General features: G+C 59.1%; 24 protein-coding genes. 12 read left to right on the top strand and 12 right to left on the bottom strand.

From position 1 onward, the window contains the following. Positions 1–136: 136 nt before the first annotated feature. From ada to PspR76_RS15875, 4 genes are all read right to left on the bottom strand, one after another. On the bottom strand, positions 137–1,180 hold the full coding sequence (ada, locus tag PspR76_RS15885; protein ID WP_159956680.1) for a bifunctional DNA-binding transcriptional regulator/O6-methylguanine-DNA methyltransferase Ada: 1,044 nt from the start codon (positions 1,178–1,180) through the stop codon (positions 137–139). Between the two features lie 75 nt (positions 1,181–1,255). Then, a complete protein-coding gene (gene alkB / locus PspR76_RS15880; RefSeq protein WP_159956678.1) occupies positions 1,256–1,921 on the bottom strand; it encodes a DNA oxidative demethylase AlkB in 666 nt (221 codons plus the stop codon). A gap of 3 nt (positions 1,922–1,924) precedes the next feature. Then, on the bottom strand, positions 1,925–2,092 hold the full coding sequence (locus PspR76_RS31065) for a hypothetical protein (RefSeq protein WP_174245631.1): 168 nt from the start codon (positions 2,090–2,092) through the stop codon (positions 1,925–1,927). Positions 2,093–2,118: 26 nt separating this feature from the next. Further along, the gene (locus PspR76_RS15875; protein ID WP_003173824.1) at positions 2,119–2,421 is read right to left on the bottom strand and encodes a DUF1883 domain-containing protein; all 303 of its coding nucleotides are present in this window, start codon (positions 2,419–2,421) and stop codon (positions 2,119–2,121) included. A gap of 213 nt (positions 2,422–2,634) precedes the next feature. Here PspR76_RS15875 and PspR76_RS15870 point away from each other — a divergent pair, with 213 nt between their 5' ends. The 4 genes from PspR76_RS15870 (at position 2,635) to PspR76_RS15855 (ending at position 5,036) form a co-directional block, all read left to right on the top strand. Continuing rightward, positions 2,635–2,985: a hypothetical protein gene (locus PspR76_RS15870; RefSeq protein WP_159956676.1), complete on the top strand. Its 351-nt coding sequence runs from the start codon at positions 2,635–2,637 to the stop codon at positions 2,983–2,985. A gap of 175 nt (positions 2,986–3,160) precedes the next feature. Next, positions 3,161–3,808, top strand: a complete 648-nt coding sequence (locus PspR76_RS15865; protein WP_159956674.1) for a c-type cytochrome — start codon at positions 3,161–3,163, stop codon at positions 3,806–3,808. Beyond that, entirely contained in the window at positions 3,805–4,728 is a 924-nt protein-coding gene (locus tag PspR76_RS15860) for a c-type cytochrome (RefSeq protein ID WP_159956672.1), read from the top strand. Before PspR76_RS15865 ends, PspR76_RS15860 begins: the two co-directional genes overlap by 4 nt. 77 nt (positions 4,729–4,805) lie before the next feature. Beyond that, positions 4,806–5,036 (top strand): hypothetical protein, encoded by a 231-nt coding sequence (locus PspR76_RS15855; protein ID WP_159956670.1) that lies wholly within the window; start codon positions 4,806–4,808, stop codon positions 5,034–5,036. A gap of 9 nt (positions 5,037–5,045) precedes the next feature. On the opposite strand, the gene PspR76_RS15850 is transcribed toward PspR76_RS15855, so the two are convergent. Both PspR76_RS15850 and PspR76_RS15845 read right to left on the bottom strand, forming a co-directional pair. Next, the gene (locus PspR76_RS15850) at positions 5,046–5,330 is read right to left on the bottom strand and encodes a hypothetical protein (RefSeq protein WP_159956668.1); all 285 of its coding nucleotides are present in this window, start codon (positions 5,328–5,330) and stop codon (positions 5,046–5,048) included. Positions 5,331–5,473: 143 nt separating this feature from the next. Continuing rightward, positions 5,474–5,659: a hypothetical protein gene (locus PspR76_RS15845; protein WP_159956666.1), complete on the bottom strand. Its 186-nt coding sequence runs from the start codon at positions 5,657–5,659 to the stop codon at positions 5,474–5,476. A 310-nt stretch (positions 5,660–5,969) separates the two neighbouring features. Between PspR76_RS15845 and galU the strand changes: the two genes are divergently transcribed. Together galU and gorA are read left to right on the top strand one after the other, a co-directional pair. Further along, the gene (galU, locus tag PspR76_RS15840; RefSeq protein WP_003173830.1) at positions 5,970–6,809 is read left to right on the top strand and encodes a UTP--glucose-1-phosphate uridylyltransferase GalU; all 840 of its coding nucleotides are present in this window, start codon (positions 5,970–5,972) and stop codon (positions 6,807–6,809) included. 104 nt (positions 6,810–6,913) lie between these two features. Then, positions 6,914–8,272, top strand: a complete 1,359-nt coding sequence (gene gorA, locus PspR76_RS15835; RefSeq protein ID WP_159956665.1) for a glutathione-disulfide reductase — start codon at positions 6,914–6,916, stop codon at positions 8,270–8,272. Here the strand turns inward: gorA and PspR76_RS15830 are convergent, their stop codons facing one another. After that, complete coding sequence (locus PspR76_RS15830) at positions 8,273–9,280, bottom strand: DNA-binding protein (protein ID WP_159956664.1); 1,008 nt, start codon at positions 9,278–9,280, stop codon at positions 8,273–8,275. A gap of 170 nt (positions 9,281–9,450) precedes the next feature. On the opposite strand from PspR76_RS15830, the gene PspR76_RS15825 reads away from it, so the two are divergent. The 3 genes from PspR76_RS15825 (at position 9,451) to ahpF (ending at position 12,772) form a co-directional block, all read left to right on the top strand. After that, a complete protein-coding gene (locus tag PspR76_RS15825; protein ID WP_159956663.1) occupies positions 9,451–10,383 on the top strand; it encodes a site-specific integrase in 933 nt (310 codons plus the stop codon). 132 nt (positions 10,384–10,515) lie between these two features. Further along, complete coding sequence (gene ahpC / locus PspR76_RS15820) at positions 10,516–11,079, top strand: alkyl hydroperoxide reductase subunit C (RefSeq protein ID WP_053255965.1); 564 nt, start codon at positions 10,516–10,518, stop codon at positions 11,077–11,079. A 127-nt stretch (positions 11,080–11,206) separates the two neighbouring features. Next, positions 11,207–12,772, top strand: a complete 1,566-nt coding sequence (gene ahpF, locus PspR76_RS15815) for an alkyl hydroperoxide reductase subunit F (RefSeq protein WP_159956662.1) — start codon at positions 11,207–11,209, stop codon at positions 12,770–12,772. Between the two features lie 111 nt (positions 12,773–12,883). On the opposite strand, the gene gloA is transcribed toward ahpF, so the two are convergent. Continuing rightward, positions 12,884–13,405 carry a lactoylglutathione lyase gene (gene gloA, locus PspR76_RS15810; protein ID WP_159956661.1) on the bottom strand — a complete coding sequence of 174 codons (522 nt, stop codon included), beginning with the start codon at positions 13,403–13,405 and terminating at the stop codon, positions 12,884–12,886. 199 nt (positions 13,406–13,604) lie between these two features. On the opposite strand from gloA, the gene PspR76_RS15805 reads away from it, so the two are divergent. Continuing rightward, positions 13,605–14,141: a DUF4946 domain-containing protein gene (locus PspR76_RS15805; protein ID WP_159961463.1), complete on the top strand. Its 537-nt coding sequence runs from the start codon at positions 13,605–13,607 to the stop codon at positions 14,139–14,141. 110 nt (positions 14,142–14,251) lie between these two features. Here PspR76_RS15805 and PspR76_RS15800 read toward each other — a convergent pair whose 3' ends face one another. From PspR76_RS15800 to PspR76_RS15790, 3 genes are all read right to left on the bottom strand, one after another. Then, positions 14,252–14,614: a histone-like nucleoid-structuring protein, MvaT/MvaU family gene (locus PspR76_RS15800; RefSeq protein ID WP_159961461.1), complete on the bottom strand. Its 363-nt coding sequence runs from the start codon at positions 14,612–14,614 to the stop codon at positions 14,252–14,254. A 199-nt stretch (positions 14,615–14,813) separates the two neighbouring features. Next, on the bottom strand, positions 14,814–16,355 hold the full coding sequence (locus tag PspR76_RS15795; protein WP_159956660.1) for an EAL domain-containing protein: 1,542 nt from the start codon (positions 16,353–16,355) through the stop codon (positions 14,814–14,816). A gap of 120 nt (positions 16,356–16,475) precedes the next feature. After that, positions 16,476–17,345 (bottom strand): LysR family transcriptional regulator, encoded by an 870-nt coding sequence (locus PspR76_RS15790; RefSeq protein ID WP_159956659.1) that lies wholly within the window; start codon positions 17,343–17,345, stop codon positions 16,476–16,478. A gap of 75 nt (positions 17,346–17,420) precedes the next feature. Between PspR76_RS15790 and PspR76_RS15785 the strand changes: the two genes are divergently transcribed. Together PspR76_RS15785 and hppD are read left to right on the top strand one after the other, a co-directional pair. Next, the gene (locus PspR76_RS15785) at positions 17,421–18,344 is read left to right on the top strand and encodes a DMT family transporter (protein ID WP_159956658.1); all 924 of its coding nucleotides are present in this window, start codon (positions 17,421–17,423) and stop codon (positions 18,342–18,344) included. A 245-nt stretch (positions 18,345–18,589) separates the two neighbouring features. Beyond that, positions 18,590–19,666, top strand: coding sequence for a 4-hydroxyphenylpyruvate dioxygenase (hppD, locus tag PspR76_RS15780; RefSeq protein ID WP_159956656.1), 1,077 nt, complete (start codon positions 18,590–18,592; stop codon positions 19,664–19,666). A 54-nt stretch (positions 19,667–19,720) separates the two neighbouring features. Here hppD and rarD read toward each other — a convergent pair whose 3' ends face one another. Further along, positions 19,721–20,602 (bottom strand): EamA family transporter RarD, encoded by an 882-nt coding sequence (rarD, locus tag PspR76_RS15775; RefSeq protein WP_159956654.1) that lies wholly within the window; start codon positions 20,600–20,602, stop codon positions 19,721–19,723. Positions 20,603–20,678: the final 76 nt, after the last annotated feature.

Raw genomic sequence — 20,678 nt, 5'->3', positions numbered from 1 at the left:
TTTTATTCACTGGACGAAGGCGCAGTTTCGTGAGCCCTCGTGAGTTGATGGCAGGCCCCAACACGGCGTGTCACCGACTTCGAGGTGTATTAGGCGGATGACGTGGCGCTGATCTGCATCGGCATCCGCCAGCGGTTCAGCGGGTTTCGCGCTCCAGCAACTGGCGCTTGCGCTCAACGCCCCAGCGGTAGCCCGACAGCTCGCCATTGCTGCGCACCACGCGATGGCAGGGGATCGCCACGGCCAAGTGGTTAGCGCCACAGGCTTGGGCCACGGCGCGAAAGGACTTCGGTGCGCCGATGCGCTGGGCAATCTGCGCGTAGCTGGCGGTGCTGCCCACCGGGATTTCGCGCAGTGCCTGCCACACCCGTTCCTGAAACGCGGTGCCGCGTAAATCCAGGGGCAAATCCAGACCTAGTGCGGGCGCCTCTATAAAGCCCACGACCTGGGCGATCAACTGTTCGAAGTCGCGGTCCGCGCCGACCAGTTCGGCCTTGGGGAATTGGTCTTGCAGGTCGCGCACCAGTTTGTCCGGGTCATCTCCGAGCAAAATCGCGCACACACCGCGTTGGCTCTGGGCCACCAGAATTGCCCCCAGCGAGCACTGGCCCACGGCAAAACGAATTTCACTGTTGGTGCCGCCGGCCTTGTAGTCGCTGGGCTTCATGCCGAGTAGCTGGTCAGCGGACTCATAAAAGCGGCTGTTGGAATTGAAGCCCGCGTCATACAGCGCATCGGTCACTGAATGCTGGCCCTTCAGGCCATCGCGTACTTTGCGCGAACGCAGGGCGCTGGCGTAAGCCTTTGGGGTCAGGCCAGTGATGGCTTTGAACACGCGATGGAAATGGAACGGGCTCAATACGGCGCGGCGTGCGAGTGAATCCAGGCTGGGCGGGGTTTCAGCCTGTTCGATTTGCCGGCAGGCATCGGCCACCAGTTGCGCGTGGTGCGCAGCCAATTGCGTCTGGTCACCGGAGGCGCGCTTGCTGGGACGATACCCTGCGGCTTCGGCTTGCTGCGGCGTGTCGAAGAATTCGATGTTTTCCGGGCGTGGCAAACGCGAGGCGCTACTGGGGCGGCAATACACGCCGGTCGTTTTAACGCCGTAGACGAACAGCGTGTCCGCCTTGGCGTCGCGGGCGACGATGGCGGCCCAGCGGGGGTCTTGTTGGTTGTTCATGGCCTGCACTCTTGACGGGTCACGGGCAGATTAACCGCGCGGGGACCTCTCGACACTCTGAAGCTTGCGGTCAAATTAACCGGCGGTGCGAAAGGTCAGGTTGATGCGTTGCGGGCCCATGATCGGGTGCACGCCGTCCTTGATTGGCATCACCCCATGAAAACGCAAGCGATCAACGCCGCCCCAGACCACCACATCGCCGTGAAACAGCGAGATCTTTTGCGTGCGGTCGCCGCGTTCATGGCCGCCGAACAGGAAAATCGCCGGCAGGCCCAGGGACACGGAGACCACCGGGGCATTGTAGCGACGTTCATTCTTGTCCTGGTGCAGGGACATTTTGGCACCCGGCACGTAGCGGTTGATCAGGCAGGCGTCCGGGTCGAAGTCGCTGAAGCCGGCCTCGTGTGCGGCCTGCGCGGCCAGTTGGCGCAGGGTGTCGGGCATCGCCGGCCAGGGTTGCTGGCTGCGCGGGTCCAGCGGGCTGTAACGGTAGCCGCTACTGTCGGTGGTCCAGCCCAACTCGCCGCAGCTGCTCAGCGCCGCCGACATGGTAAAGCCACCGGGTGTGACCATCTGCCGAAACGGTGACTGGGCCAGTATCCGCCGCAATTCAGGTAAGAGGCGCTCGATCCAGGGCAGGGCATAGCCCCGTAATACGTAGGACTCTTCGCCGATCTGTTCGCGCCCTGCGGGTTGTTGCAGGGCTTCATCGCCGAACAGATCGCCAGTAGGGCCTGGCATGGCTTACAGCGCCTTGCTCACGTTGATGTCGGTGATTTTGTCTTCGGCGTCGTGAATTTTCGCCAGGGCTTGCTTGGCTTCTTCGACGTCGTTGTTGTGCAATTGCGCGAATTCGAAGCGACGCTCGCCGTTGAGCTTGTACTTGATGACGTATTTGGTCGTGGTAGTCACAGCGGTTTTCCTGTCGAGTGTGCGGGTCAGCTCAGCTTGGTGCTGGTGCGCCGAACGATGCGAATTTTATGGGACAACGCCGGTTTGCGCGTAACGCTGATGGCGCGGCGCGTCACCACGTCCAGGGTAATGTTCCAGAAACCGGTGCTGGGTGCGGTGATCTTCGCCGGGAATTTATCGAATGCGCCGCCATGGTAGGTGTGGCGGCCACCGTTCTTGAAGCTGCGAAAGTTGGCATCGCTCATCAGGCGAATGTTGCAGGTCTGCGAGCATTCGATGACAACGATGTCGCCCTCGTTGAGGTGCTCGCGCTGGTGGATGAATTTCATGCGGGTGTCTCCAGAAGGGCTTTTTCTGAAAAATCAGAATGATACGTAGGTTAAGATGGAGTTTATCAGCCCCAGCGAGTTTATTATCGGGTCGTCGTCGACGACTTCGACAATTTAAAACAGTTATTCACCGTGTTTTCAGAGATAAATCCTACATTGGCGGGAGAAAATACCTCTCTGCGCTGTCGTAGGGTCTTTATCGGAGGTTTTAGTATGAAGTGGAGTGTGTTGGTTCTGGCCTTGGCGTTAGGTGGATGTGCTTCGGTTGCAGATATCAAGCAGACCCCGCCAACATTGGTGGTCATTTCAGGGAAGAAGCCGCAGGAATATGCGGCGTGCGTTGTACACAAATTGGCGGAAACCCGTCGTCCGCCGCAGATCGAACCGCATAAGGACGGTGTGCAGGTGATTGTGCCGCAGAAATTCTCGGCTGACCCTTCGGCAATCTTCGAAATCGAGGAGCGCTCCAGTGGCAGCAGCATCAAGCTGTATGAAAGCATGTCCAATGTACCCATCCGCCCCGGCGACGTGAAGAAAGCCGCAGAGGAATGTATCTCCGGCTGAGTCTTGCCGGTTCATCCCGCGCACTCAATCCGATAAAAAAGCCTGGCGCTGCAGCTGCAGCACCGGGCTTTTTTTTGTGCTGATTTTGGGTGTTGTGGGGAGCAGGTCATTACCCTACCATTTGTAGGCTTATGCGATTGTGGGCTAAGCATATAACTATAAAAATGGAGCCGTGATGATGTCTCTGGAACGAGTGTTAATGGGCGGCGCGTTGTTGCTGTTGCTAGGCAACGCCTACGCGCTGGATGGGAAAAAGATATTCACCGAAGGCGGTTCACAGCCGGGTGCCATGCCCTGCGTGGCCTGCCACGGCGCCGATGGGTTGGGACTTGCCGCAGCGGGCTTCCCGCGCTTGGCGGGTTTGCCGGCAGCGTATGTGCGTAAACAACTGACGGACTTCAGCAGCGGCGCACGCAGCAACCCGGTGATGCAGCCGCTGGCCAAGGCGTTGACTGAAGCCGAAATTGCGGCAGTCAGCCAGGCCGTGGCGGCGATGCCATTTGCGGCGCCTGCCACGGTGCCGCGCAGCGAAATGCCCGGCAACGCAGCGCAGAAACTCGCCTTGCAAGGCGCCTGGGAGCGGCAGATTCCCGCCTGCGTCAGCTGCCATGGGCCTGCGGGGGTGGGCGTTGGCGACGCGTTCCCAGCGTTGGCCGGCCAGCCTGCCGCCTACCTCGCCGCGCAATTGACAGCCTGGCAGAACGGCACTCGACGTAATGACCCCAATGACTTGATGGGCCACATCGCCAAATCCCTGACTCCCGAGGAAGTGCAGGGCGTCGCCCACTACTTCGCGTCGCTGCCCGTGGAGGCCAAGCCATGAAGCCCTGCCTGTTTGCACCCGCGCTGAGCCTGCTGCTGGCACTGCCGGCCCATGCCGCCACGATCGCCATGGAAGACCAGTCGCAATTGCCGCCCGCTGCCGCGCACCCGGTGGCCAGTCAATTCCAGCCGCCTCAAGAAAGCGAATTGCCTGACAACGCCTACGGCAAATTGGTCCGGCAGGGTTACGCGTTGTTCGTCGACACCCAGCGCCTGGCGCCGCAATTTGTCGGCAACGGGCTCAACTGCAGCAACTGCCATCTGGACCAGGGCCGCCTCGCCAACTCGGCACCGCTGTGGGGCGCGTACCCGATGTACCCGGCCTATCGGAAGAAGAATGACAAGGTCAACACCTTCGCCGAGCGTTTACAGGGTTGCTTCCAATTCAGCATGAACGGCGGCACACCCCCGGCGGCCGACAGCCCGGAGATTACCGCGCTGTCGGTGTATGCCTACTGGCTGGCCAGCAAGGCGCCTTTGGGTGTGGAGCTGCCGGGGCGTGGTTATCCCGATGTTGCGCAACCGGCCAATGGCTACAACCTGGCTCAGGGCGCCGAGGTCTACAAGGGGCAATGTGCGGTATGCCATGGCGGCGAAGGGCAGGGGCAGAAGGTCGGTGACAGCTTTGTCATGCCGCCACTTTGGGGTAAAGACTCCTACAACTGGGGCGCCGGCATGCACCGAATCAACACGGCGGCCTCTTTCATCAAGCACAACATGCCATTGGGCAAGGGCGGCAGCTTGAGCGATCAGCAGGCCTGGGACGTCGCCGCTTACGTCAACAGCCATGAGCGGCCGCAGGACCCGCGCCTGGTGGAGGGCTCGGTGGAGAAAACCCGCGTGAAGTTTCACGCCAACGATGGCGTCAATCTGTACGGGCAAACCGTTGATGGCGTGTTGATTGGCCAGGGCATCCGTTAAACTGTCGGCTATTCAATGCCAAACATGCCGCGCAAGCCTTGAGGTTGCGCGGCATGTGTCTTTTTCGGGAAACCGCCATGAAACGTGAACACGTCAAAGCCCGCTATGCCGAGGGCCAGATATCGGCCACCCATGTCATTCAGAACCCTGCCGACCTGGGTGAGTGGATCGTGTTTTTCAAGAAAAGCGGCGGGCGCAGTTACTTCCTGGTGGATGAACAGGATGAGGTCGAGTCGTTCCCGCGCCTGGATGACTTGATAGCGCTGTTGCGCGAACTGGGGATCAAGTTCGCTGAAATTCACCTGTAGACCGGCGACTTACTTGCAGACCACAACTACGCTGCGGCTCTTGTAGTTGCCAACGTCCTTGCCCAGGGTTTTGTCGCTTTCTTTCAGCGAGGGTGTGCCGTCGGTGCCGACAATGCGATAGCCGGTGCCAGCGCAGGAAGCGTCGGCTTTTTCGTAGCAACTGGCCCACGAGTTGGCCTCGCCTGAACAGTCAATGGTCAGGCCTTGCTCGCCGTTTTTGAGGTAAGTGTCGGAGGTGGTGGTGCAGCCGGTCATCAGCGCGAGGGCCGCGGTCAGTGCCAGAATCTTGTTCATGTGTGGGTCGTCGTCGAGGGTGTTGAAGGGGCGCTGACACTGTCGTGGGGCGTTGGCAGCAGATTATAGCGAACGGCCATCAAGGTACAGACAAACACAAAAAAGCCCCGCTTAACGGGGCTTTGTGCGCGGGGCGAATGTGCTTACTTGCCCTTCGGTCGCTTGCTCGATGCGTGACCGGCTTCATCCACAAACACTTCGGCGACGGCAATCGCCATGGCTTCGGTCTCGAATACCCCGGCGACGCTGTCACCGTGGAAGTTGATCAAGTGCCAGCCGTCTGCGCGCTTCGTGACCAAGTAGCCGTTTACACCTTTTGGTTCTGACATCTATTAACAATCTCGTGGTCTGGTTCAAGGGCGTAATGATAGCGCCAAATAGCCTGTGCCCGCCGAAGTTATTCCACATCAGTACCCTCGGCCTGAAAGCATGCTAAAAAGGATGTAGCCCTCAGAAACACTGGCTTGTAGGTTGTTTGCCTGTCGAGGGTGAAGGTACTTGTCGGAAGATAAGTGGAACTTACGCCGACATTTTTTCTCTATGTTGACATCGCAACGCCAGCAGGACCCATTGTAAGGTGACTGCGGCCTGATTAGACTGCGCCGAATTCCGTACGCACAGCCCTTTGTAAGGACTCATATGATCAAGAAATGCTTGTTCCCAGCAGCCGGTTACGGCACTCGCTTCTTGCCAGCGACCAAAGCCATGCCCAAAGAGATGCTGCCGGTGGTGAACAAGCCACTGATTCAGTACGGCGTCGAAGAGGCACTGGATGCCGGCCTGAACGAAATTTCCATCGTCACCGGCCGTGGTAAGCGCGCGCTGGAAGACCACTTCGATATCAGCTACGAGCTGGAAAACCAGATCAAGGGCACCGACAAGGAAAAATACCTGGTCGGCATCCGTAAACTGCTCGACGAGTGCTCGTTCTCCTACACCCGTCAAACCCAGATGAAAGGCCTTGGCCACGCGATCCTGACCGGCCGCCCGCTGATCGGTGACGAACCGTTCGCCGTGGTACTGGCGGACGACCTGTGCGTCAACCTGGAAGGCGACGGCGTGCTGACCCAGATGGTCAAGCTGTACCAGAAATACCGCTGCACCATCGTTGCGGTCATGGAAGTGAACCCGACCGAAACCAACAAGTACGGCGTGATCGCCGGTGACGACATTGGTGATGGCCTGATCCGCGTACGTGACATGGTCGAGAAACCGGCACCGGAAGATGCACCGTCGAACCTGGCGATCATCGGCCGTTACATCCTGACGCCGGACATCTTCAAGCTGATCGAAGAAACCGAGCCAGGCAAGGGTGGCGAGATCCAGATCACCGACGCCCTGTTGAAGCAGGCTAAAGACGGCTGCGTGATTGCCTACAAGTTCAAAGGTCAGCGTTTCGACTGCGGTGGCGCCGAAGGCTACATCGAGGCGACCAACTTCTGCTACGAGCACTTCTACAAAACTGGCAAGGCTTACTGATTCACGCTTGCTCAGTGTTTTAAGAGAAAGCCACCTTAGGGTGGCTTTTTCGTTTTTCAGCCCCATCTAAATCGGTATGCTGATGTCCTGCCGAGGAGAGTGAAATGGCCTACGATTTTGACCTGTATGTAATTGGCGCCGGTTCCGGCGGTGTTCGCGCAGCGCGGTTTGCTGCCGGTTTTGGTGCCAAGGTGGCCGTGGCGGAAAGCCGCTACCTGGGCGGCACCTGCGTTAACGTCGGCTGCGTGCCGAAAAAACTGTTGGTGTACGGGGCGCATTTCGCCGAGGACTTCGAACAGGCCAGCGGCTTTGGTTGGTCGTTGGGCGAGGCGAATTTCGATTGGGCCACACTGATCGCCAACAAGGACCGCGAGATTAACCGCCTCAACGGCATCTACCGCAACTTGCTGGTCAACAGCGGCGTGACCTTGCATGAAGGCCATGCGCGCCTGGTGGATCCGCACCAGGTAGAGATCAACGGTGAGCGCTTTACCGCCAAGCACATCCTGATCGCGACGGGCGGCTGGCCGCAGATTCCAGAGATTCCAGGGCGCGAACACGCGATCGGCTCCAATGAGGCGTTCTTCCTTAAAGAGTTGCCCAAGCGTGTGCTTGTAGTCGGCGGCGGTTACATTGCCGTTGAGTTTGCGGGCATTTTCCATGGCTTGGGCGCACAGACCTCGCTGCTGTATCGCGGCGACCTGTTCCTGCGCGGCTTTGATAGTTCGGTGCGCACGCATCTGAAGGAAGAGCTGACCAAGCGCGGTCTGGACCTGCAATTCAATGCCGATATCGAGCGCATCGACAAGCAAGCCGATGGCAGCCTCAAGGCCACTTTGAAAGACGGTCGCGTGCTCGAAGCGGACTGCGTGTTCTACGCCACCGGCCGCCGCCCGATGCTGGACAACCTGGGCCTGGAAAATACCGGCGTCAAACTGGATGAGCGCGGTTTCGTCGCGGTGGATGACCTGTACCAGACCGCCGAGTCGTCGATCCTGGCAATCGGTGACGTGATTGGTCGTGTGCAATTGACGCCGGTGGCCCTGGCCGAAGGCATGGCAGTAGCGCGTCGCCTGTTCAAGCCTGAGCAATACCGCCCGGTGGATTACGCGATGATCCCGACGGCGGTATTCAGCTTGCCGAATATCGGCACCGTCGGCCTCACTGAAGAAGAGGCGAAGAAGAACGGCCACAAGGTGCAGGTTTTCGAAAGCCGCTTCCGGCCAATGAAGCTGACGCTGACCGACTGTCAGGAAAAAACCTTGATGAAGCTGGTGGTCGACGCCGACACCGACAAGGTGCTGGGTTGCCACATGGTCGGGCCGGACGCCGGTGAAATCGTGCAAGGCCTGGCGATCGCGCTCAAGGCGGGCGCGACCAAGCAGCATTTCGACGAAACCATCGGCGTGCATCCTACGGCGGCGGAAGAGTTCGTCACCATGCGCACGCCTGTAGCGAACTGATCAGCCTTGCGGGGTTGCCTCTGGCGCTGCTGCAACGGCAGCCGCCAGGCGCAACGCCTCGATACTGGCCTGGGCCTTGATAAGGTCCAGCTCCAGGCTTTTGTTGCTCTGCTGGTGTTCGGTCAGTGCCTCCTGGCGTGACTGACTCTCCAGTACAGCAACTCGCAGGCGTTCCTGAAGCAGGGTGCGTTCGCTTTCTATCAGGTTGACCTGCTCGCTGAGTTTTTGCTGCGCGGCCTGGTCTTTGCGGGTCTGCTCCTGCAGCGCGGCCAATTCCTTCGCGGTCACGCGGTGCTCGATCAGCAACCGCTCGTTGTCGCGATGCAATTGCGTGATCTCGTCCTGACGCACCATGGCGCTTTGCTGGGCCTGGCGCAGTTCCGCCTGCACCTGCTGCAACTGGCCTTCGTGGCGTCGCTGTTCCTGCTCACGCTGCTCCTTGATCGCATTGCGGTAATGCTCCAGGGCATCCCGGGCGTGCAGGTGTTTTTCTTCCAGCGAACGAATCTGTTCGTCCTTATCCGTAATCCTCAGCTCGTAATCGCTGCACGCCTGGCTGAGCCCGGCGTTGCGGGTCTGCTCGGTTTGCAGGCTGGTGCTGGCGGTTTGCAGGGCGGCGCTTTCTTCTGCCAGTGCTGAAGACTGGATTTCAAATTGCTGCTTAAGGTCGGCGTGAGCGGCCTCCAGCGTTTCTATCTGGGCGAGCAGGGCGGCTTTCTGTTGTTCGAAGTGCGCCAGCGCCAGGTCGATGGGCTCCTGGGCTTTGTCTTTCAGGCGTTGAGCCAGGCGCGCAACCAGTTCGCCCAGCTCGTCGTCAATCGGCGCTTCGGTGATGGTCACCCGGCTTTCGCTGTCGTCCAGCTCCTTCAAATAGCGATGAATCGTGGTTTTCGAGCCGGTATTGCCCATCTCGATGCGCACTGCATCGATGCTCGGGTTTTCGCCGCGGGCCAGAATCGCCAAGCGAGCCGTTTGAACTACTGCTTTGTTAATGCCGCCACGAGCCATGGGGTCTCCGTCGATTTAGTACTGTGGTACGTGGTATGTAGATACATACTGTAACACGGATAAAAAGACGTTTAAATTCATGATTTAACAGATGGGATATTGGCGTATTATCCCGTGTCATAGCCGTTTTAGGCGCGGATTCACCCTGTAGCAGTACGAATAGGCCCTTCATGAGCGATCTGGATCGGTATCTCAACGCCGCCACCCGCGATAACACCCGCCGCAGTTACCGGGCGGCCATCGAGCACTTCGAAGTGAGTTGGGGCGGGTTCCTGCCTGCCACCAGTGACAGCGTGGCGCGCTACCTGGTGGCGCACGCCGGCGTATTGGCAGTCAACACCCTGAAGCTGCGGCTCTCGGCGCTGGCGCAATGGCACACCAGCCAGGGTTTCCCCGACCCGACCAAGGCACCGGTGGTGCGCAAGGTGCTCAAGGGCATTCGCGCCGTGCACCCGGCGCAGGAGAAGCAGGCCGAACCGCTGCAGCTCAAGCACCTGGAGCAAGTGGTGGCTTCACTGGCCGCCGAGGCCCAGCCGGCGAACAGCGACCAGGACTTGCCACGCTTGCTGCGTGCCAAACGCGACACTGCATTAATCCTGCTGGGCTTCTGGCGCGGTTTTCGCAGTGATGAGTTGTGCCGCCTGAACATCGAGCACGTGCAGGCGGTGCCCGGCGCCGGCATCAGCCTGTACCTGCCGCGCAGCAAAAGTGACCGCGACAACCTCGGCAAGACCTACCAGACGCCAGCCTTGCTGCGCCTGTGCCCGGTGCAGGCGTACAGCGACTGGCTGAGCGTCTCGGGGCTGGTGCGCGGCCCGGTGTTCCGTGGGATTGATCGCTGGGGCAACCTGGGCGAGGAGGGCTTGCACGCTAACAGCGTGATCCCGCTTTTGCGTCAAGCCCTGGAGCGTGCGGGCATCCCGGCCGACCTGTACACCAGTCACTCATTGCGCCGGGGCTTTGCCACCTGGGCTCATCGCAGCGGCTGGGACCTTAAGTCACTGATGAGTTACGTCGGCTGGAACGACATGAAATCGGCTATGCGCTATGTTGAAGCGACGCCCTTTCTCGGGATGACCTTGGCGACCCAGCCGCTGATTTGAGATTTCTTCTATTAATACTGTCATCTGATAGGGAAAACCAATCGTCAGCATCAGGTTTGCCAATGAGCCATCGACGGAAAGAGTCGGTAGGATTCATCTCATCAACTTCTTAACCCTGACGGAGAGTCAACGATGCCTATCATCAACAGCCAAGTAAAACCGTTCAAAGCTACCGCGTACAAAAACGGCAACTTCGTAGACGTGTCGGACGCTGACCTGAAAGGCAAATGGTCCGTCGTGTTCTTCTACCCGGCCGACTTCACCTTCGTTTGCCCAACCGAGCTGGAAGACCTGGCTGACAACTACGCCGAATTCCAGAAACTGGGCGTCGAAATCTACAGCGTTTCCACTGACACCCACTTTGCCCACGCTGCCTGGCACAACACTTCGCCAGCCATCGGCAAAATCCAGTACACCATGATCGGCGACCCAACCCTGACCATCTCGCGCAACTTCGACGTACTGATCGAAGAAGCTGGCCTGGCAGACCGTGGCACCTTCGTGATCGACCCGGAAGGCAAGATCAAGATCGTTGAACTGAACGACGGCGGCGTTGGCCGTGACGCTTCCGAGCTGCTGCGTAAAATCAAGGCTGCTCAGTACGTTGCTGCTCACCCAGGCGAAGTGTGCCCAGCCAAGTGGAAAGAAGGCGAGGCCACTCTGGCTCCGTCCCTGGACCTGGTCGGCAAGATCTAAGTCTGTGAAGTATCAAGGGCGGAACTCCGCACTTAAGTAAGCTGCATCCGCCCCCAAAACGCCCGGGCGAGTTTCGCTCGGGCGTTTTTTTGTCTGCAATAAACCGAATTAATAGGAAATCGCCCGTATGTTGGACGCCAATCTTAAAGCTCAGTTGAAGTCATACCTGGAACGGGTCACCCAGCCGATCGAGATCGTCGCCTCCCTCGACGACGGTGCGAAATCCCAGGAAATGCTTGCCCTTTTGCAGGATGTTGTCAGCCTCACCACGCTGATCACCCTGAAAACCGATGGCGATGATGCGCGCAAGCCCTCGTTCTCCATCAACCGCCCGGGTGCCGATATCAGCCTGCGTTTCGCCGGCATCCCCATGGGCCATGAATTCACCTCCCTGGTGTTGGCATTGCTGCAAGTCGGCGGCCACCCCTCGAAGGCAAGTGTCGAAGTGATTGAACAGATCCGCGCCCTCAAAGGCGAGTTCAGCTTCGAGACGTACTTCTCGCTGTCCTGCCAGAACTGCCCGGACGTGGTCCAGGCGTTGAACCTGATGGCCGTGCTCAACCCGAACATCCGCCACGTCGCTATCGACGGCGCATTGTTCCAGGCTGAAGTCGATGAGCGTCAGATCATGGCGGTGCCCAGCGTCTACCTCAACGGCGTGAACTTCGGCCAGGGCCGCATGGGCCTGGAAGAAATCCTCGCCAAGCTCGACTCCAGCGGCATTGAAAAAGCCGCCGAGAAAATCAGCGCCAAAGACGCCTTTGATGTACTGGTCGTCGGCGGTGGCCCAGCCGGTTCGGCAGCCGCCATCTACGCCGCACGTAAAGGCATTCGCACCGGTGTGGCGGCTGAGCGCTTCGGCGGGCAAGTGCTGGACACCATGTCCATCGAAAACTTTATCTCGGTGCAAGAAACCGAAGGCCCGAAACTCGCCAGTGCCCTTGAAGCCCACGTGCGTCAGTACGACGTGGATATCATGAACCTGCAGCGCGCCAGCAGCTTGATCCCGGCGAAAAACGCCGGTGACCTGCACGAGATTCGTTTTGAAAGCGGTGCGACCCTCAAGTCCAAGACCGTGATTTTGGCCACCGGTGCCCGCTGGCGCGAAATGGGTGTGCCAGGCGAGCAGGAATACAAAGCCAAAGGCGTGTGCTTCTGCCCGCACTGCGATGGCCCGCTGTTCAAAGGCAAGCGCGTGGCGGTGATCGGCGGCGGCAACTCCGGCGTTGAAGCGGCCATCGACCTGGCGGGTATCGTCAGTCACGTGACCTTGCTGGAGTTCGACAGCAAACTGCGCGCCGACGCCGTGTTGCAGCGCAAGCTCTACAGCCTGCCAAACGTTGACGTGATCACCAGCGCGCTGACCAGCGAAGTCAAAGGTGATGGCCAGAAAGTCACCGGTCTTGCTTACAAGGACCGCGACAGTGGTGAATTCAAGACCATCGACCTGGAAGGCATCTTTGTACAGATCGGCTTGCTGCCCAACACCGACTGGCTCAAAGGCACTGTGGAACTGACCCCGCGTGGCGAGATCATTGTCGATGCGCGTGGCGAGACTTCACTGCCAGGCGTATTCGCTGCCGGTGACGTGACAACCGTGCCGTACAAGCAAATCGTGATCGCAGTAGGCGAGGGCGCCAAAGCATCGCTGAGTGCTTTCGATCACCTGATCCGCACTTCCGCACCCGCGTAAATCCAGCCCCGCAAATAAAAAACCCCATGACTGATCATGGGGTTTTTGCTTGATCGTTCCCACGTTCCGCGTGGGAATGCCTCCGGTGACGCTCCGCGTCACCCCGTCCGCTTACATCGGCGCCGGCTGAATAATTTCAACCCAGTACGCATCCGGGTCCTTGATAAAGGCCAGGCTTTTCATGCGGCCATCGCTCAAACGTTTCTGGAAGTCACAGCCCAGCGCTTCGAAACGCTCACACGCAGCGACGATATCCGGCACCGAGATGCAGATGTGGCCAAAGCCACGCGGGTCGGTGTTGCCGTTGTGATAGGCAAAGTCGGCATCGTTTTCAGTGCCGTGGTTGTGGGTCAGTTCCAGAATGCCTGGGATCGACTTCATCCACTGGGTGCGCTCAGCGGCGTCGGCCGGGATTTGGGCCTTGTCGACCAGGGCCAGGAAGTACAGGCTGAATTCAGCTTCCGGGAAGTCGCGCTTTTCGACCAGGGAAAAACCCAGGACGCGGGTGTAGAAATCCAGCGACTTGGTAATGTCCTTGACCCGCAGCATGGTGTGGTTGAACACGAAGTTCGTGGTGGCGGTGTCAGGTTGGGCGGTGACGCCCGGGAAAGTGTTCAGATCGTGCAGGCTCATGGGCCCTCCAGAAAAAAATGGGGCAAACGCGACTTGAAAGAATAGGCGCGGTCCGTTGGCTTGCGGCAAGCATCCCTGCAGCGCAGCCATGATACGCAAGGGCTGGCTACTGCGCCAAATGAAAAAGGTCACGCAGCGCTTGCGACCAGCGGGTGCCGAGGCTCAAACTTTGTCGCTTGAACCTTGGGTGTTTTTCGTAATGATTGAATTCCGTAAATCGCTGTTGAGCTCCATGTGTTTCCTGTTGGTCAGCCCATTCGTGCAGGCGGCCGACCCGGAAATTCACTGGCCCAGCGGCTGGCAAGTCGAGGAAGTTGTACCGGATGGCGAGGCGCCGGGTAAACCCCAGGCCGCGTCTCTGCAACGCGCGATCAAAAACGATGAAAATGGCAACACCTTGATGGTCATGGAGTTAACCGGCACACCCATAGAGGCGGGGCATAAAGTTAATCTTCAAGGTGTTTTGCTGGAAATGCGTAAATCCATCCAGAAAGATTTTGCCCAGGGTGGTTATCAAAGCGTGTGCAGCAAGATGCACCCCAGCACATTGAGCCGTCTTGAAGCACTGGAAACTACTTGCGTGATTACCGAGAACGGTCGACACGTGTTGTCGCAAACATTGGTGGGCGCGGTCGATACCGATAAAGCCTATGTTTTTTCATACGCCGGCCAAGCTGAGGCTTATGAGGCCAGTAAGGCAGAAGTCGGTTCGGTGCGCGACAGTCTGAAACTTTGAATGCACTAGGTTGATCGATTTTGAACCCAATGGACTAGTAGTTAAGTTCGTTTCCGAACCCTTAAACAAAAAGCCCCGCTTATGCGGGGCTTTTTGTTAATGCGTTGCGATCAGCCGCGAAGCCAGGAATCAACAGTGGCGGCGCCATACTGTTCTTTCCAGGCTTTCAGGCCGCGGTGGTTGCCGCCTTTGGTCTCGATCAGCTCACCGGTGTGCGGGTTGCTATACACCTTGACCACGCGTGCGCGGCGCTGTTTTGGTGCGGCGAGCGTGGCGCTGGCCTTGCCAGGGTTTGGATCAAGGATCGAGATGATGTCGCGTAGGCCTTTGCCATACTGCTTCATCAAGCCTTGCAGCTTTTCTTCGAATTCGATTTCTTTCTTCAGGCCGGCGTCGTTCTTCAAGGATTCGAGCTGGGCAAGCTGCTCTTGAAGGGCTTTTTCTGCTGCGCGAAATTCGGCGAGTCTGGACAAAATCTGTACTCCAATAATGGTGTTTGCTGACATCAACTGCAGATAAAGCTGTAGGCCAAGAGCTTTAAAATAACTCAAAGAAAGAGGCCTTTCTGCGAGTTCAGCACAGGCAGGAAAAATTGTAGTAGTTAATGCGTCGGGAGTAAATCACGTCTGTTCACTAAATAAGATAATTTCATCAAGCGCGGTGTATGGCTATTCAATGGCTGGTCAGCGACTTAATGAACTCTTCACAGGGTAATGGCCGACCAAACAGGTAACCCTGCAGGAAATCCACACCGTGTGCAGCAAGATAGTCACGCTGCTCGGCTGTTTCCACGCCTTCAGCAACGATGCCCAAATCCAGCTTGCCGGACAGTTCAATGATACTGTCGAGAATATGCCGCGAGAGGGCGTCCGCACCTATCATGGCGACGAAGCTTTGATCGATCTTCAAGTAGTCGACATTGAAGTTGCGCAAGTAACCCAAGCTGGAATGGCCGGTGCCAAAGTCATCAATCGCAATCATCACGCCCAGTTGATGCAGGGCATCGAACAGTCGACGGGTGATATCCGTTGGCTTGATCAGTTCGCGTTCGGTCAACTCCAGTACCAGCGTGACCTGGCCAGGCGTGAAGGCGGCGAGAAATCTCCGGCAGTCCTCCACCAGGTCCAGATCCAGGCAGTGGCGTGCGGTGATATTCACGCCAATATGAAAGCCCGGACTGAAACGCCCGGCATGCGGGGCAAGTTGTTCAGCCGTCTGGCGCAGCAATGCGCGGGTCATCGGCACGATCAAGCCGGAGTGCTCCGCCAGCGGGATAAACAAGTCAGGGCGCACCAAGCCTTCCTTCGGATGTTGCCAGCGCATCAGCACTTCGCAACCCGCCCATTCATGCGTATCACCGCGCACTACGGGCTGGAAATACGGGATGAACTCGTTGGCGCCCAAGGCGCGCTGCAACTCATGGGTGGGTGCAGAGGAGCGTTTTTGCAGCCAGTGCGCAAGCACGCCGGCCAGTACCCCAAAGAACACCAGCAGGCTGAACAGCGCCGGGTAGCGTGCTTCCATATAACGCCACACTTCGCCGGACGGCATGCCCGCCTCGACGCTGTAGTGATAGCGCTCTGAAGCCAGATGCTGGTGGGCCACGGCGAAGGCCGGCACTGCGGTGTTGTGCACCTTGCCGTCGGCGTCCAGCCAGTTGGGCCCCACTTGCAGCACCAGGTCTGTGTAGCGGCTGATCAGGCGCAGTGCGTTGGTCAGGTGGTAGCCATCAATCGAGGCAAAGGCCGCCTTGTCACCGTCGACCAAGCGGTACACCAGCAGCGCCGTGTCCGGCGTCACCGGGTTGCCGTTCATTAACCACAGTTTGCCATCGACATAATCGTCCGGGTTGACCGGCGACTGGTAATTGCCGCCGAACAGGGAGCTGCAATAGATGTTCTTCTGCCAGGACAACGTGGTGGCCCGCACAAAGGGCCGCCGCGTGACTTGTTCGCGTAGCGCCAGTTGCGCACCGTTGTCGCAAGGTTGGCCAGCCAGCGGCAGCAACGCCTGGGCGGCGAGCTCGGTGTTGCTGAGCATCAAGTCAAACTGGCGCACCGCTTCGCGAGCAGTTTGTGCGGTGCTTTGTTGCAGCGTCCGTTCGGCTTGCCAGTAGAGGATGACGACGCCCAAGGCGATCGGCAGCAGGCCGCTGAGTGCTGTGATCAAATACCGGGTGGCGCGTTTTCGCGGGCCGTTGACGGTCAGGGGCATGAAGGGAACGGCCTGTCGCAGGATGGGAAAAGCACCAGAGGCGCTGATCAGATTAACCCCATGATAGATGGCGCAGGCCAAATAAGCTCGCCGTACCTGGCCGTTCGGCCAGGGGCAGCGCTAGAAATCCAGGCCTTGCGCCAGATGAATAAACGCGAGGGTCGCCGGCGTCGACTGGCGTTGGTCCAGCACCGCCAGGCCGATGTCACGGCTGACGCGTGGCGTCAGCGGCCGCACGTGGTAACGCGCGTCAGGCCTCTCGGGCAATGATGCCTGCGCCACCACACTCACGCCGTCGCCGCGGCTGACTGCCTCCAGGGTACTGAGCAGTTGCGAGCAGCGGTACCGCACATTCGGCGTTAGCCGCGCAGCCGTGAACAACCGCGAGACCAGCTCCTGGGAACCCGCCTCGGTGAGAATGAACGGATCGTCGCACAGCGCCTTCAATTCCACGCATGGCTGCACGGCCAGCGGATGCGCTGCGGGCAGCAGGGCGACCATCTGGTCCTGGAACAGCGCAAACGTATCGAAACGCTCCTGTTCCAGCACCACAAATCCGACGTCGATACGGCGCTCATCCAGCCACTGGATCACTTGCCGGTCCGGGCCTTCATCCACATGCACTTCAATGCCCGGATGCTCACGCCTGAACCGCTCAAGAATGCGCGGCAACAGGCGATTGGAGGAGGTGGGACCGAACGAACCGATGCGCAGCGTGCCGCGCTTCATGCCCCGGGCATCCGAGGCTTCCTGTTGCAGAGTGTCGGCCACGCCGAGCAGCGTGCGGGCGCGCATCAGCAGTTGCCGGCCGATGTCACTGAGTTCGACGTGAGATTGATGGCGTCGAAACAGTTCGACACCCAGTTCCTGTTCAAGGGCTTTGATCGCATGGGAAACGGCCGACTGGCCGATACCCAGTCGGTGCGCGGCGAGGGTGAAACTGTGCAGCTCGGCTACACGCGAGAAGATTTCCAGTTGCGTGAGTGTCATGAGTATTTACTCATTTTACGATGATCAGTCATTAGTCGCAGCATACCCCAACCCTGACACGCAAAGAGCACCACGATGACGTTTTCGCCTGACCGCCTGACTTACCTCAAACTTGCCGCTGTCACCATGATCTGGGGCGCGACCTTTGTGGCTGGCCGCTACTTGGCGGCTGACGTCGACCCGCTGCTGGCTGCAACCTTGCGCTTTGTGCTGGCAAGCGCAGCGCTGCTGGGGTTCATGGCCCTTGTGCGCGTGCGCCTGGCGCGGCCCAGCGGCACCCAGTTAATGCAGTTGGCGATGCTGGGATTCTTCGGGATTTATTTCTACAACCTGTGTTTCTTTTACGGCCTGCACTACATCAACGCGTCGCGAGCGTCCTTGATCGTCGCACTCAACCCGGCGGTGATCGGCCTGGCTGCGTGGCTTTTGCACAAGGAGCGCCTGGGCGCGGCCAAATGCCTGGGCATCGCCTTTTGCCTGGGTGGAGCGGGTGTGGTCATTGTCAGCCGCAACCCGCAACTGTTGCAGGGCGCCGACAATGCCTGGCGCGGCGACCTGCTGATTTTCGGCTGCGTGGTGGGGTGGGGCGTGTACTCGTTGTTTTCCCGTGGCCTCAACAAAAGTCTGGGGCCACTGCAAACCGTGACCTGGTCCATCCTGCTGGGCACGGCGATGTTGACGCTCACCGCGTTGGTCGGCGGCAAGCTGACATTGTCAGCCCTGAGCGCCATCCATCTGCCGCAACTGCTCAGCCTGCTCTACCTGGGCATACTCGGCTCCGCGCTGGCCTACATCGCCTGGTATGACGGAATCCGCCAGATCGGCGCGACCCGCGCTGGTGTGTTCATTGCGCTTAACCCGCTGACAGCCGTCATCTGCGGCGCCGTGCTGTTGGGTGAGCAATTGACCGCGCCGATGCTGTTGGGTGGGGCAGTCATCCTGCTGGGCATCTATCTGTGCAACAAACCCCTTGCACCGGCCCGGCCATTGGGGATTTGATAAGAGTGCGGACAAACCCCGTTACGCTGTGTAGAATCGATTTACGCATACAAGAATATGGACTTGCGCTCACGCAAGCCTCGGCCGTCAGAGACTGATGTAACCATGAAGCTACTCGGCTCCCCCCTCATCTTTGGTGACTTCCTCGCCCGCAGCGTGCGAGGCCTCTCCTGCGCGCCACCCGCCAACCTCATCCTTGCTCGCAAATAACTATTTGTTAATTACAAGAATGATGAGGTGCCTCCATGGCAGACCAATACGAAAACCCAATGGGCCTGATGGGCTTTGAATTCATCGAATTCGCATCGCCAACCCCGGGCACCCTTGAGCCGATCTTCGAGATCATGGGCTTCACCAAAGTCGCGACCCACCGTTCCAAGAACGTGCACCTGTATCGCCAGGGCGAGATCAACCTGATCCTCAACAATGAGCCTGACAGCCTCGCCTCGTACTTCGCCGCCGAACATGGCCCGTCGGTGTGCGGCATGGCGTTCCGCGTCAAAGACTCGCAACAGGCTTACAACCGCGCTCTGGAACTCGGCGCCCAGCCGATCCATATCCAAACCGGCCCGATGGAACTCAATCTGCCGGCGATCAAGGGCATCGGCGGCGCGCCGCTGTACCTGATCGACCGTTTCGGCGAAGGCAGCTCGATCTACGATATCGACTTCGTGTTCCTCGAAGGCGTGGACCGCAACCCGGTGGGTGCCGGCCTCAAGGTCATCGACCACCTGACTCACAACGTGTATCGCGGGCGCATGGTCTACTGGGCCAACTTCTACGAGAAGTTGTTCAACTTCCGTGAAGCGCGCTACTTCGACATCAAGGGCGAATACACCGGCCTGACCTCCAAGGCCATGAGCGCGCCGGACGGCATGATCCGCATCCCGCTGAACGAAGAATCGTCCAAGGGCGCCGGCCAGATCGAAGAGTTCCTGATGCAGTTCAACGGCGAGGGCATCCAGCACGTGGCATTCCTCACCGACGACCTGGTCAAGACCTGGGACGCGCTGAAGAAGATCGGCATGCGCTTCATGACCCCGCCGCCAGACACCTACTACGAAATGCTCGAAGGCCGCCTGCCGAACCACGGCGAGCCGGTGGACCAACTGCAAGCACGCGGCATTCTGCTCGACGGCTCGTCGATTGCCGGCGACAAGCGCCTGCTGCTGCAGATCTTCTCGGAAACCCTGATGGGCCCGGTGTTCTTCGAATTCATACAGCGCAAGGGCGATGATGGCTTCGGCGAGGGCAACTTCAAGGCGCTGTTCGAGTCGATCGAACGTGACCAGGTGCGTCGTGGTGTTTTGACCGCCGACTAAGGGTAAAAAAGCCCGGCCGAGTTAACCTCGGCCGGGCTTTTTATTGGCTGCGAATCACGCTTTGCGCTGGCGCACCAAGTGCTTGAAGCCTTCGTACACCAGCACCATCACCGCCAGCCAGATCGGGATATAGGTCAGCCACTGGCCGCCCTTGATGCCTTCACCCAATATCAACGCCACCGCCAGCAGCAGCACCGGCTCCACATAGCTGAGCAGCCCGAACAGGCTGAAGGGCAGCAAGCGGCTGGCAACGATATAGCTCACCAGTGCCGAGGCACTGATGACGCCCAGCATCGGAATCAACGCATACAGCTTCGGGTGAATATCCATCACGGCAAAGCCCTGTTCGCCGTGCTGCACAAACCACCAGGCCACCGGCAGCATCAATGCCATGTCCAGCCACAGGCCGCCCAAGTGGTCGGTGGTCAGGTATTTGCGCACCACGAAGTAGATCGGGTAGCCGATGATCACCACCAGCGTCGCCCAGGAAAAACCGCCGGCCTGATACAGCTCGTTCAGCACGCCGAGGGCGGCAAAAAACACCGCGATCTGCTGCAGGCGCGACAAGCGTTCGCCGTACACCAGGCGCCCGGTCAGCACCATGGTCAGCGGCAACAGAAAATAGCCCACCGACACATCCAGGCTGCGCCCATTCAGCGGTGCCCACATAAACAGCCAGAGCTGCACACCGAGCAAGGCCGACGACAGCAGCACGCCGCCGATCAGTCGCGGTTTGCTCGCCAGCATGCGCAGCAGCTCCCAGACCCGCCGCCATTCGCCGCTGACGATCATGAACACGGTCATGCACGGCACGGTCAGCAACATGCGCCAACCGAAAATTTCCAGGCCACTCAATGGCGTGAGCAGCGACGTGAAGTAATACATCACGGCAAACAACACCGAGGCCAATACCGATAACACAACACCTTTAGACACACTGTCCTCGCGAAAGCCATTGACTCATAAGAAGGGGAACTTAGGCGGGGAATATAGGGTTCGCGACATTCTTTGT

It is taken from the genome of Pseudomonas sp. R76, assembly GCF_009834565.1.
Lineage (GTDB): Bacteria > Pseudomonadota > Gammaproteobacteria > Pseudomonadales > Pseudomonadaceae > Aquipseudomonas.
The sequence above is the reverse complement of the archived record's forward strand: the minus strand, read 5'-3'. Positions and strand labels throughout refer to the sequence as shown.